Annotated in this window: 11 protein-coding genes; 8 read left to right on the top strand and 3 right to left on the bottom strand. The window is 68.9% G+C overall.

What is annotated here, in order from left to right:
- Nucleotides 1-46: 46 nt before the first annotated feature.
- Complete coding sequence (locus AC07M8_RS15305; RefSeq protein ID WP_495175184.1) at nucleotides 47-259, bottom strand: hypothetical protein; 213 nt, start codon at nucleotides 257-259, stop codon at nucleotides 47-49.
- 100 nt (nucleotides 260-359) lie between these two features.
- Nucleotides 360-926, bottom strand: coding sequence for an isochorismatase family protein (locus tag AC07M8_RS15300; protein WP_495175183.1), 567 nt, complete (start codon nucleotides 924-926; stop codon nucleotides 360-362).
- A 195-nt stretch (nucleotides 927-1121) separates the two neighbouring features.
- Between AC07M8_RS15300 and rpsU the strand changes: the two genes are divergently transcribed.
- The 6 genes from rpsU to AC07M8_RS15270 all read left to right on the top strand — a co-directional run bounded on the left by rpsU (nucleotide 1122) and on the right by AC07M8_RS15270 (nucleotide 9081).
- Nucleotides 1122-1322, top strand: coding sequence for a 30S ribosomal protein S21 (rpsU, locus tag AC07M8_RS15295; RefSeq protein ID WP_267394345.1), 201 nt, complete (start codon nucleotides 1122-1124; stop codon nucleotides 1320-1322).
- An 18-nt stretch (nucleotides 1323-1340) separates the two neighbouring features.
- Nucleotides 1341-1544 carry a DUF5818 domain-containing protein gene (locus AC07M8_RS15290; protein ID WP_267394347.1) on the top strand — a complete coding sequence of 68 codons (204 nt, stop codon included), beginning with the start codon at nucleotides 1341-1343 and terminating at the stop codon, nucleotides 1542-1544.
- Nucleotides 1545-1920: 376 nt separating this feature from the next.
- Complete coding sequence (locus AC07M8_RS15285) at nucleotides 1921-5064, top strand: autotransporter outer membrane beta-barrel domain-containing protein (protein WP_495175182.1); 3144 nt, start codon at nucleotides 1921-1923, stop codon at nucleotides 5062-5064.
- Nucleotides 5065-5198: 134 nt separating this feature from the next.
- On the top strand, nucleotides 5199-5714 hold the full coding sequence (locus AC07M8_RS15280; protein ID WP_495175181.1) for an RNA polymerase sigma factor: 516 nt from the start codon (nucleotides 5199-5201) through the stop codon (nucleotides 5712-5714).
- Entirely contained in the window at nucleotides 5711-6679 is a 969-nt protein-coding gene (locus AC07M8_RS15275; protein WP_495175180.1) for a FecR family protein, read from the top strand. Before AC07M8_RS15280 ends, AC07M8_RS15275 begins: the two co-directional genes overlap by 4 nt.
- A gap of 5 nt (nucleotides 6680-6684) precedes the next feature.
- On the top strand, nucleotides 6685-9081 hold the full coding sequence (locus tag AC07M8_RS15270; RefSeq protein WP_495175179.1) for a TonB-dependent receptor: 2397 nt from the start codon (nucleotides 6685-6687) through the stop codon (nucleotides 9079-9081).
- 278 nt (nucleotides 9082-9359) lie between these two features.
- Here the strand turns inward: AC07M8_RS15270 and AC07M8_RS15265 are convergent, their stop codons facing one another.
- Entirely contained in the window at nucleotides 9360-9755 is a 396-nt protein-coding gene (locus tag AC07M8_RS15265) for a DUF4174 domain-containing protein (RefSeq protein WP_495175178.1), read from the bottom strand.
- A 120-nt stretch (nucleotides 9756-9875) separates the two neighbouring features.
- On the opposite strand from AC07M8_RS15265, the gene AC07M8_RS15260 reads away from it, so the two are divergent.
- Together AC07M8_RS15260 and AC07M8_RS15255 are read left to right on the top strand one after the other, a co-directional pair.
- A complete protein-coding gene (locus AC07M8_RS15260) occupies nucleotides 9876-10871 on the top strand; it encodes an SDR family NAD(P)-dependent oxidoreductase (RefSeq protein ID WP_495175177.1) in 996 nt (331 codons plus the stop codon).
- Between the two features lie 49 nt (nucleotides 10872-10920).
- Nucleotides 10921-13089: a xanthine dehydrogenase family protein molybdopterin-binding subunit gene (locus AC07M8_RS15255; protein ID WP_495175176.1), complete on the top strand. Its 2169-nt coding sequence runs from the start codon at nucleotides 10921-10923 to the stop codon at nucleotides 13087-13089.
- The last annotated feature ends 54 nt before the right edge of the window (nucleotides 13090-13143 follow it).

The raw sequence follows: 13143 nt of genomic DNA, 5'->3' as shown, positions 1-13143 counted from the left end.
TTCGGAAAGCCCAATGCCTAGGCCATCGGTGTACCGGACCTGCCGTTCAGGCCGGAAGCGTAACGCCATCGCGCCGACGCTGGAGAATGATGACGATTGGAAGGATTGGCACCGGGAGCAACGGCAAGGCTTTGGCCACGTGCGGATGCGCAGCTACCCACTGCATCAGCAGCATGGCCAAGTTCATGCCGCCCCACATCACCGCAGCAGCGGCGGCCACGCTGGCGATCACAAAGCCGGTCCGTACGCCCTTGCCCATCAGCTCGCCCTCCGAAGCATGGGCTGCCTGTACACCTGCCGCACCCCGAGCGAAAGGCGCGGCTTGGCCAGGAATAACAAGCCGACCTGCCCGGCGCGGTTCACCGGGTGGCGCCGAACTCGATATCGGTGGACTGCACGACGCGCGACAGTTGCGGCAGGATGTTGGTCACCGAAAAGCTGTGCATCTCGTCCGAGATCGAGGCGGTCGCATCCTCGGCGATCACCACGTCATATGACAAATCCCAGGCCGACCGCGCGGTCGATTCGACCCCCATGTTGGTCGCGATGCCGGCGATCACCACGGTGCTGCAGCCGCGCCGCCGGAGCTGCAGATCGAGATCGGTGCCGATGAAGGCACCCCAATGATGCTTGAGGACGATGAGATCCCCGGCTTCCTGCAGCCCAGGGACGAATTCGCTGAACTCGGGCGGCGTACCTTCCGGCGGCAGACCGGGCTTGTCCACCTTCTGGCTCGGCAGCGCGCCGGCAGTGAAGCCGACATGGACCAGCACCACCAGCGCCCCGGCATCACGAAAGCGAATCGCCAGCGCCTTGGCTGCGGTGACGACCTCATCACCGGAACGCGGTGCCTTCGCACGCGGCACGATGCCGTGTTGAAGATCGATGAGGACGAGGGCGGTGGACTGGGGATCTAGCATCGGCATGCCGGCTCAACCCCCGTCGTGGACGATGCGTTCCGCCGTGGCGGGCAGGCCACCAATGCCCTTGCAATTGGCCGATCGCTTCGGTTTTGCATGAAACGGCAAACCAGCGTATTGACACAAAAGCTTGGCACATCGCCGCCACGGCCATAAGGCGCGTGACCATCGACCCGCCTCGACACCTGAAAGCCTACCATTATGCAGATTACCGTTCGTGACAACAATGTCGACCAGGCCCTTCGCGCGCTCAAGAAGAAGCTGCAGCGCGAAGGCGTATATCGCGAGATGAAGCTCCGTCGCCATTACGAGAAGCCCTCGGAAAAGCGCGCCCGCGAGCATGCGGCGGCCGTGAGCCGTGCGCGCAAGGCGGATCGCAAGCGCGCCGAGCGGGACAAGTAAGAAGCGAGGGACGACGGCGTGACGACGGTCGGCATGCGTGTCGATGAGCTCGGCACGCTGATTCGCGACGGCGGCGCCTTTTATCTGCGCCGCGACCTTGGCGGACGTTATCAGCTGCAGCTTCACCGCACGCCGGTGGATCTGGTGGAGAAACGCGTCCGGCTGATCGGCACGCTGGTAGGCGAGGAGCTGGTCAGCGCCGATGGCGTCGGACCTGCCTGAGCAATCGCCGGTTGATGGTCGGGATCCGCGTTCCCGACCGCGCTGAGCGCATGCCCTCGCCACGGCGGCGAGCTTGCGGGCGAGCCACGCCTATCGTGCGCCACATATGGCACAGGGTCGCGGCGATGGCGCCGGATCACGGCCGCCGCCGCGATTGCGGAGCGACGCGACCGCTTGCCCGCTTGCCCGCTGTAAACGCTTACTCTCAATCGACGTCACCTACTAACCCACGATCGGCTAACCCACGATCGGCAGTGTTCGGCACCAACGGGCCGGCCGCCGTCGCCCGAAACGCGCCTACCGGGCTGCCGCCACCAAGGGATCCGATCCTCGACTCCGTCTGGACCGTCAACGACGTCCAAAGGGGATCGACCACGTGTATCGCTTGCTTCTGACTTCCACTGCTACCTTGGCCATGGTGGCGGCATCGTCCGCCTCGGCGCAGACCGTGATCGATACCAAGCGTACCACCGCCGTGCGCACCTCCACCATCAAGAACGGTGCTGCCGATGCGGTCAACATCACCGCCGCGGGCAGCGTCGTGCCGACGAACGGCACCGCGGTCACGATCGACAGCAACAACAACCTGGCCAACGCCGGCACCATCCAGGTCAGCGACGCCAATGGCGCAACGGGCATCCTCGCCCAGCCCAACGTCCGCAGCGACATCACCAACAGCGGCAAGATCATCGTCGACGAAAGCTATACGCCGACCGACACCGACAAGGACGGCGATCTCGATGGCGCCTTCGCGCAAGGCTCCGGCCGCACCGGCATCCGCACCGCGGGCCTGTTCACCGGCACGATCACCAACAGCGGCGAGATCACGGTGGAGGGCAACGACTCCGCCGGCATCTATCTGGGCGGTCCGCTCACCGGTGCGCTCGACCACGGCGGCAAGACCAGCGTCGTCGGCGACCGTGCGGTCGGCGTGCGAACCGGGGCGGTGAGCGGCAACATCACGCTCGGCGGCTCGATCACCGCTGTCGGCCGCGATGCGGTCGCCGCCCGGATCGACGGCAATGTCGGCGGCACCTTGCTGGTCGAGGGGCTGATCGGCGCCTCGGGCTACCGCTACAGCACGCCGCCTGCCGATGTGTCGAAGCTCGACGCGGACGATCTGCTCCAGGGCGGATCGGCGTTGATCGTCGCGGGCGACGTCGCCGGCGGCATCACCCTGTCGGGCGCGACCGGCAAAAGCGCCGATGTCATCGCCTATGGCGCCGCTCCCGCCTTCCAGCTCGGCGCGGCGGACCGCTCGGTCACGATCGGCGCCGTCGCCGGCAAGACCCCTGCCGTCGGGCTGGCGATCGACGGCAAGGTCACCGGCAGCGGCGTCTACAGCGGCATCGCCGCCACCGGGCTGGCGATCGGCGGCCTCGGCGGCGCGGTGACGATCGCCGGCGGCGTTTCGGTCGGCGGCACGGTCCAGGCAACCGCCAACGGCGCGTCCGCGACCGCGATCCGCTTTGGCGCCGGCGCCTCGACGCCCGAGCTGCGCGTCACCGGCACGGTGTCCGCGACCGGCGGCGGCACCGCCGCGATGCAGACCACGGCGGTGCTGATCGACACCGGCGCCACTGTCGCCACCATCCGCAACGCCGGATCGATCGCGGCAACCGCGTCGGGCGGCGCGGCGATCGCCATCCTCGACCGCACCGGCGGGCTGACGCTGGTCGAAAACAGCGGCGCGATCAGCGCCAAGGGCGGCGACACCACTCGCGCCGCCGCGATCGACCTGTCCGCCAACACGTCAGGCGCCATCGTCCGCCAGACGGCTGCCACCGGCGGCACGGCACCCGCGATCACCGGCGCGATCCGCTTCGGCGCAGGCAGCGACCGGCTGGATCTGCAGGCGGGCGCGGTGAGCGGCGACGTGGTGTTCGGCGCGGGGAACAACCGGATGGACATGAGCGGCGCCAGCACCTTCGCCGGCACCACGACATTCGGCAGCGGCGCCGACACGATCGCGATCGGCGGCACCGCGGTGTTCGGCGGCACCGCCGATTTCGCCGGCGGCGGCGCAGACCTGCTGGCGATCAGCGGCAAGGGCGTGTTCGCGGGCAAGCTCGCCAATGCCGGCAATCTGGCCGTCACGGTAGCGGCCGGCGGCGGCACCTTCGCCGCCAGCGGCGGCGCAGCGATCGGCTCGCTGACGCTCGGCGACCAGTCGATTCTCTCCGTCGCACTCGACAAGGCCAATCCCACCGCCAATCTGATCCAGGTCGGCGGCGCCACCACGATCGGGGCGAACAGCCAGCTTGCGCTGCGTGTCGCCGGTGGCGCCGATGTCGCCGGGCGCTATGTGGTGCTGCAGTCGGGCACGCTCAGCGGTGCGCAGAACCTGACACTGTCCACCACCGCCGTGCCGTTCCTCTACAAGGGAACCCTGGTCGCCGGCGCTGCCAATGCGATCACCGTCGACGTGATCCGCAAGGCGCGCACCGAGCTCGGCCTCAACCGCGCCGCGACCAGCGCCTTTGACGCCGTCGACACCGCGATCGGCAGCGATGCCAAGCTCGCCGCGGCGATCCGCGGCATTTACGACGGCGACGACTTCCGCGCGGCGATCAACCAGATGCTGCCCAATTATTCGGGCGGCCTGTTCGAGAGCGTCACGCTCGCCTCGCGCACCGCCGCGTCGCCGCTGCGCGAGCCCGCCGGCGAGTTCACCGAAGAGGGCAATTGGGGCTTCTGGCTGACCCCGGTCGGCTGGGACGCGTCCAAGGCCGATCGCAGCACCACGAGCTACGACGTCCACGGCTGGGGCATCAGCAGCGGCCTCGAGCGCAAGACGACCGCCGGCAACATCGGCGTCTCCTTCGCCTATCTCAGCGGCCGCGACAGCGAGGGCCTGGCGGTCAACCGGGTCAAGCACAGCCAGTATGAGCTTGCCGGCTTCTGGCGTGGCCATTGGGGCGGCCTTGCCGCCCAGGCGCGCGGGTCGGCCGCCTTCGTCTCGTTCGACAGCACCCGCCAGTTCGATGGCGTGCTCGGCACGGAGACGGTGCAGCGCCGCGCCGCCGCCGATTGGAACGGCATGCTCTACTCGGGCTCGGGATCGGTGTCCTATGAACAGGCCGTCGGCCAGTTCAGCCTGCGGCCGGTGGTCGCCATCGACTATTACAAGCTCAACGAGGACGCCTATCGCGAGCAGGGCGGCGGTACCGGCTATGACCTCACCGTCCGCAAGCGGAGCAGCGACGAGCTGGCGGTGACCGCCAGCCTGGCCGCGGGCATCAACTTCGGCGGCGGCGATCGCTACGCGCAATGGAGCCGGATCGAGATCGAGGGCGGCCGGCGCGAGCATGTCGCCGGTGCGCTCGGCCGAACCACCGCGAGCTTCGGCAGCGGCACCGCCTTCACCCTCGATCCCGAAGCGCGCGACAGCGGCTGGACCGGCAAGGTTCGCGCGATCACCGGCACCACCGAGGTCCGCCTGAGCGGCGAAGTCGGTGCCGAGCAACGACTTGGCGACGTCGCGCTCTCCGCGCGCGCCGCCCTCCAGTTCGCCTTTTAGGCGAAGCGCGCATGCGATACCCCGGAATGCGCGATGTACGGGAGCTCCACCCTGCCCCTGGGTGGAGCTCCTTCTCTCACCGCGGCGTTTCGGCTAGACGGTTCGCTCCCCTTTCCATTGAACCGGTCAACCGCATGCCGCCCCCCGGATCTCCCACAGGGATCGAGGCCATCTACCTCGCCAATCGCGACAAGCTGGTCCGCTTCCTGCTGGCCCGCGGCGCGGGCGATGCCGCCGAGGATCTGGTGCACGAGGTGTGGCTCAAGGTAGCCAAGCGGCTCGACGGGCCGATCGGCAACCCGCTGGCCTATCTCTACCGCGCCGCCGACACGGCGATGATCGACCGCTACCGCGCCCGCCGCCAAGCCGAGCGGCGCGACCACGACTGGTTGGACGGACAAGGCGAGGCGAATGAGGCCGCCGCTCCGACACCGGATCGCATCGTCGCGGCGCGGCAGGCGGCGGCCCAGGTCGATGCGACCCTCGCCGCGCTGCCCCCCCGGGCCGCATCGATCTTCCGACGGTCGCGCATCGACGGGGTGCCGCAGCGGCAGATCGCCGCGGAGATGGGGATCAGCCTCAGCACGGTCGAAGCCGATCTGCGCGCCGCCTGCCGCGCCGTCCTGGACCTCAAGGAACGCCTGCGATGACCGACCAGCGTATCGACGAGGAAGCGCTCGGATGGGCGCTTCGCATGGCCGAGCCCGATGCCGATTGGGACGCCTTCACCCAATGGCTCGAGGGTGATGCCACGCGTGCCGAGCGTTACGATCGCGCAGCGTTCGCAATGCATGACCTGGACGATCTGCTCGCGGTGGAGGCGCAGACCCTCACCTCGGCGCCAAAGCCGGTCATCGCGGCGCCCGCCCGCGGCTTGGCCCCTCCTCATGCCCCTGCGCAGCGGCACGGCCGGCGCTGGACGCCTTGGCTGGGCGCCGCTGTCGCCGCCACCGTGGCGGCGGCGGTCGGGCTGGGCATCTGGACCGAGATGCCGCGCCCTTATGCAATCGAGACCGCGAACGGCGAGCAGCGGACGGTCGCGCTGGCCGATGGCAGCAGCATCGTGCTGGCCGGCGGCACGCGGGTGCGGCTCGATCATGCCGATGCGCGGACCGCATCGCTGGAGCGCGGCGAGGCACTGTTTCGGGTCCGCCACGACGTGCGGCATCCGTTCACGGTCGCCGCCGGCGATCTCCGTCTCGTCGATCTCGGCACGCTGTTCGACGTCAAGGCGAGCGGCATCCGGACCGTCGTCGGTGTTGCCGAGGGCGCGGTGATGGTCGATCCCGATGGCGCCCGGCTCCGGCTCGATCCCGGTCAGGCGGTGATCGCCACGGGCTCATCGCTGCAACGCACCACCGTCGAACCGGCGGCGGTCGGTGGCTGGCGTGACGGTCGGCTGGCATATGACGACGCACCGCTGGCGGAGGTGGCAGCCGATCTCACCCGGCAACTCGGGCGGCGGGTCGTCGCCAGCCCGGCGATCGCCACGCGGACCTTCCACGGTACGCTCGATGTCGGCACGGTCAGGGACCGGCCGGCGCTGCTCGGGCAGCTGCTCGGCGTCGCCGTCCAGCAGCAGGCCGGTGACTGGATGCTGGACGCTGCACCGTGACACCCGTGCGCGCCGTCGCGGCGGCGGCGGTGATGATCCTCGTGCCTCCAGCGCCGGCGGCCGCCGAGACGGTGGCGATCGATCTGCCGGCCGGCACCGTCGGCCAGCAGGTGACGGCGCTCGGCCGTCTGGCGAAGGCAAGCGTGGTCGTGCCCGATGCTCGACTATGGGCGCAGCGGGTCCCGGCGCTGAAAGGACGCCTACCCCCGGCGGCCGTGCTGGCGCTGATCGCCCGGCGGGCGCACGCGCGGGTCGTCGATCTTGGTCACGCCGCTTGGCGGCTGGAGCCTGAACGAACGACGGCGAGCAAGCCAAGGCCGGTACTTGCGGCGCGCACCGTTCCACCACCCAGCGTCTCCGCTGCCGCGGACATCATCGTCGTCGCCAGCAAACGGGATCTCACCCGCGATCATTTTGCCGGTCAGCTCTCCCAGGTCAGCGGCAGCGACCTCGAATTCGGTGGCGCGGGCGGCACCGACCGGCTTGCCGACAGGCTGACCAGCGTCGCCTCGACGTATCTGGGCGCCGGGCGCAACAAGCTGTTCATCCGCGGCATCGCCGATTCGAGCTTCACCGGGCCCACCCAGGCGACCGTCGGCCAGTATTTCGGCGATCTGCGCCTCAGCTACAACGCACCCGATCCCGACCTGCGGCTGGCCGATCTGGCCGCGGTGGAGGTGCTGGAAGGGCCGCAGGGCACCCTCTACGGCGCCGGCTCGCTCGGCGGCCTGATCCGGCTCGTGCCCAACCCGCCTGATCCGTCGCGGCTCAGCGGCTCGGCCGTGCTCGGGGGATCGGCAACCACCCATGGCGCGCCGGGCGCGGATGCGCAGCTGGTGGCCAACGTGCCGCTCGTCACCGATCGTCTCGCCCTCCGCCTCGTCGCCACGGCGGCGACGGAGGGTGGCTATATCGACAAGCCGCTGCTCGACCGTACGGACGTCAACCGCACCCGGATCGAGGGCGGTCGTGCCGCGGTGCATTGGGACCTCGCGACCGAGTGGAGCGTCGAGCTGATCGGCATCGGCCAGCGCATCCGCGGCGCCGACAGCCAATATGCCGATCGCGCCGGTCGCCCGCTCAGCCGATCGGCGCCGGTCACCGAAGGATTCAGCGCCGATTTCGGCCAGGCCCAGCTCGTGCTCGCCGGCGCGATCGGCGCGGTGCATGTCCGCTCGACGAGCGGGGTGACGGCGCACGATCTGATGGAGCGCTACGACGCCACCGCCCCCGGAGAGCCGGTCCGCTTGTTCGCCCAAGCCAATCGCACCCGCATGCAGGCGAACGAGACTCGGGTTTGGTCCTCGCGGCCCGATGGATCGGGATGGCTTGCGGGCTTCAGCTACATCCACAATCGGTCGCGGCTGACCCGGCTGTTCGGCGCGCCCGGTGCGCTGGAGCCTACCACCGGCGTCGTCAACGGCATCGCCGAAACCACGTTCTACGGCGAGGGCAGCCTGCGGCTGCTGCCCGGGCTGCTAACCACCGGCGGGCTGCGGGTCACCCGCTCCGTGCTCGACGGCGAAGGCGAGGATGTCGACCAGCGTATCGCCCTCGCGCAACTGGCGGTCACTGCCCAGCGCGCGCAGACGATCGTGCTGCCATCGGCGGCCGCGCTCGTCGACCTGACGCGGCAGGTCCAGCTCTTCGCGCGCTACCAGCAAGGCTTTCGCCCCGGCGGCCTGGCCATCGAAAGCGACTTCGTGCGCCGCTTCCGCAACGATCGCGTTGCCACCATCGAGGCCGGGCTTCGCACCCGCGGCACCGGCCGCGTCGACGGCACCCTGACGCTGGCGCATACCGCCTGGCGCGACATCCAGGCGGATTTCATCGACTCGTCCGGCCTGCCCAGCACCGCCAATATCGGCGACGGCCGATTGTGGACGATCGAAGGCACGGCCGGCGCGCGCCTTGGCAAGGGGCTGCGACTGGAGGCCGCCGTGTCGTACAACGACGGGCGAATCGACGACCCCTCGACGGCGCGCCTGTTCAACCTCGTCGGCAGCGCAGCAGCGCTCGATCCCCTCGCCACCCGCGCCCAGATCCTCGCGCGGCTGAGCCAGATCCCCAACATCGCCCGTGTCACGGCGCGCGCCGGCGCCACCTACGGGCGCCAGCTCGGCGGTTCGACGACGCTCAAGATCGACGGCTGGGTCCGCTATGTCGGATCATCGCGGCTCGGCGTTGGCCCGGTGCTGGGCCAGAGCCAGGGCAGCTATCTCGACAGCGCTCTCACTGCTCGCCTCGGTCTGGGCGAGATGGGCCTCACCGCCAGCCTCACCAACCTGGCCGACGTGCGCGGCAATCGCTTCGCGCTGGGTACGCCGTTCACCACCGGGCGCGATCAGGTGACGCCGCTGCGACCCAGAACGTTGAGGATCGGGCTCGACGCGGCATTCTGACGTGCCGTCAGGCACCGTCAGGTGAGGACGACCGCCTCGACGAGCACAGGGTTGCACGGCCGTCCTCAATGACAGGACGGAGCCACGTGCGCTGAACCTTGGCGCGATCCGCGCCGGCTGACGATCCTGCCGATGGCTCGTCTGCACCGGGCGATAGGGCGTGATGCCCCGGACGCCCATGGTCCACACCATCTGCTGTACAACGGCGCCTCAGCAGCCCGGCGTTGTTCCGCCTCCGATCGGCAATCCGTCGTCACTCATGGATGCGATGCTGTTCCTCACCGCTCCCCGGCCCGTCGCATCGGCATGGCATCGATGATCTCTTCCAGCTGCACGCTGCGCAGGGGCGTGGCGCTGCGCAGCTTTTCGCCCCCGTCCTTGCCGATAAGGATCGCCGTGAACCCGGTCGAGGGAAGGCGATACTTGCTCCGGAGCACCTGCACATTGTCGGTGGCGCCGCTGATCTTGTTGCCGATAACCTCGACGATGCTGAGATCTCGATCATCGGCCTTGGTTCGCCAGGCCGCGAGGATTTTGCGCTGCTGGGCAAGTGCTGGATCCTGTGCGGTCGTTGCACTGATCAACAGCACGCGCCGCTGCCATTTCATTGCTGTAAGGTCTGCAGGAACAGTTGCGGTCAGCGACGCCATCGCCAGCAAGATCAGGGAAGTCATGCGATCAAAACGTGCCAGCCCATGGGCCGTTCCACTGCTCTACAGACTCGGCCTGCTTGGCCCGGCAACCTTCACGCGTCGCGAATGTCACACCGCAGGATGCGTCAAGGAGCTGAATTCATGACAGAATCGTCATCATCGCTGGTCAATCGGCGAGCGCTCATGATGGCGGCCGGTGCGGTCGGGGCGATGGCGGCCCCGTCGGTGCTGAAAGCGCAGGTTCCGGCCAATCCGCCGAGCGCCGGGCCGATTTGGGCCGGCCGCGACACCAAGCTCGCCGGCAAGGTCGCGTTCGTGACCGGTGCGGCGCGCGGCATCGGCCGCGCGATCGCGGTCGAGCTCGCCGCCAACGGCGCGGACGTCGCGATCTTCGATATCGCCGGCTATGTCTCGCCCGCCTCCAACGCCAAGCCGGCGACGCCTGCCGATCTTGCCGAGACCAAGCGGCAGATCGAAGGCCTCGGCCGGCGCTGCCTCGCCAGCAAAGGCGATATCCGCAAGATCGCGCAGCTGCGCGCCGCGCACGACCGGGTCGTCGCCGAGGTCGGCCGAATCGACATCGTCGTCGCCGATGCCGCGATCCAGCGCTGGAAGAGCATCCTCGAGATGGAGGATTCCGACTGGTACGATGTCATCGACAACAATGTGAACGGCACCGCCAACACCGTGCGCGCGTTCGCCCCCACCCTGTGCGCGCAGAAGTCCGGCCGGATCATTTTGATCTCGTCGATGCAGGGTAAGCACGGCACCGCCGGCGCCTCCTCCTACTCGGCCTCCAAACACGCGATCATCGGCCTGATGAAGTCGGCTGCGGAAGAGTTCGGCAAGTATCAGGTGACCGTCAATTGCATCCTGCCGGGGCTTATCGACACCGCCCTCACCCGTTACCCCGAGCGCTGGAGCCACGTCATCGGCGAGACCGAGGACAATCCGCCGAAGAACCCGACCGAGGCGGAGACGTGGAACAACCGGGCCCCGCGCGTGCCGCTGCACGTCGCCTGGCTCAAGCCCGAGGACGTCTCGCCAATGGCGGTGTTCCTCGCCTCGGATGCGTCGGCGATGTGCAGCGGCGCCAATTTCGAGGTGACCGGCGGCGACAGCGCGCAGGACGTATAAGCGATCGCACGGGAACTCCGACAGCCCGGTGCGTTGAAAAGGGATGAGCATGGACGGCCAGCACGCTTCCGATTCCGCCGATGCGGGCGGCCACGCGGTGCTCGGTGACCCGCATGTACGGATCGATGGGCCCGCCAAGGTCTGCGGTACCGCGGATTTCCCGGGCGACATCCACCCGCGCGACCTCGTTTATGGCGTGCTCGTCACCAGCCCGATGGCGCGAGGCCGGATCGTGCGGATGGATACGTCAGCCGCCCTGCAAGGTCCGGGCGTGCTCGACATCCTGACCTACCGCAACGTAGGCAATGCCGTCGCGCCGGTCGGTCACATGATGGCCGATGGCTGGGCGAACAGCACGCTGAGGCCCCTCGCCTCGCCCGACATCCATTATGCCGGCCAGATTGTCGCGGTCGTCGTCGCTGAGACGCTGGAGGCGGCGCAGGCGGCAGCGCTGGCGATCCGCACCGGCTATGAAAGATCGCCGCACGTCGGCGCGCTCGGCGCCGCAGGCGCCACGTCGGAACCGCTCACCAGCCTGCGCAAGGGTTTTGAAGACCGCCACGCCGGGGATGTCGCCGGCGCAATCGCCGGCGCTGCGGCGACAGTGGACGCGGCCTACACCACGCCGATCCAGCACCATAACCCGATCGAGCTGCCGACCACGACCTGCGTCTGGCAGGGCGACATGCTGACCGTCTACGAGCCGACCCGCTTCGTCGGCGCCGCACGCAACGGCCTTGCCGCGCAGCTCGGCATCGACCCGGCGAGGATTCGCGTCGTCGCGCATTTCATCGGCGGCCATTTCGGCTCGAAACTCGCGCTGTCGCAGCATACCGCACTGGCCGCGATCGCCGCGCGGCGGCTGCGGCGGCCAGTGCAAATCGCGGTCAGCCGCCGCGACAGCTTCACCATCGCCAACCATCGCACCGAGACCCACCACGCGATCCGGCTCGGGGCAGATGCCGGTGGGCGGTTTGTCGCGCTGTCGCACATCGCGACGATGGCGACATCGCGCTTCGACACCTTCGCGATGGAGGGCACCGACGTCAGCACCGCGCTTTACGCCTGCAGCAGCATCGCCGCACAGGAACGCGTTGCGCGGGTCGACCGCAACACCCCGGGGCCGATGCGTGCGCCGCCCGAGGTGCCCTATCTGTTCGCGCTCGAAAGCGCGGTCGACGAGCTTGCCCATGCGATGCGGATGGACCCGATCGAGCTGCGCCGCCGCAACGACACGCTGGTCGATCCGGTCACCGGCCACCCCTTCACCACCCGACCGCTGATGCGCTGCCTCGACGCCGGCGCAGCGGCCTTCGGCTGGGCCGGCCGTTCCGTCACGCCCGGCACCACCCGCGACGGGGCGTGGCTGGTCGGCCACGGCGTTGCCGCTGCCGCGCGCCCGGCCAAGATCGGCGCAGCGATCATTCGCGTTAGCCAGGACGCGGACGGCGCCGTCCTTGTCCAGACCGCGCATCACGAGATCGGCAACGGCCTCTACACCTTGCTCGCGATCACCGCGTCCGAGCGGCTGGCGGTGCCGCTTGCCACAGTGGCGGTCGAGCTCGGCGACACCGATCTGCCCGCCGCGGGGATCTCCGGCGGCTCGTCGACCAGCACGACCCTGGTCAATGCGCTGGCCGAGGCCTGCCGCCAGCTCCGGACGCAGCCGGTGGGTGCCCCCCGCCGCGTGGAGATCGGCTTTACCCCGCCCGGCGCCGAACCATCGACGATCGACGAATTGAGGAAGGGACATCTCAAGCTGGTGAGCACGCCCAAGGGGAAGCTCGCCTGGAGCTTCGGCGCGCATTTTATCGAGGTTGGCGTCCATGCCGAGACGCGCGAGGTCCGTATCCGACGCCATGTCGGCGCATTCGCGGCAGGACGGATCCTCAACCCGCTGACCGCGCGCAACCAGATGCTGGGCGGCATGCTATGGGGCCAGAGCGCGGCGCTGCTTGAGGCAACGATCGTTGATCCGGCAACCGGCGCCTACCTCAACCGCGACCTGGCCGACTATCTCGTACCGACCGCGGCAGACCTTGGCACGATGAGCGCCATCATGGTCGAGGACGAGGATACCGCGGTCAATCCGGAAGGTATTAAAGGCCTCGGCGAGATCGGCATCATCGGCGTCAATGCCGCGGTCGCCAACGCGGTGTTCAACGCGACCGGCCACCGCGTTCGCGATCTGCCGATCCGACTCGAACAGCTTTTCTGAAATGGTCCGGGGCAGTTGATTTGCCCCCTTGCCGCCCAGCATGTCCTGATCGAA

Source organism: Sphingomonas sp. GW821-FHT09E03 (assembly GCF_059416225.1).
The sequence above is the reverse complement of the archived record's forward strand: the minus strand, read 5'-3'. Positions and strand labels throughout refer to the sequence as shown.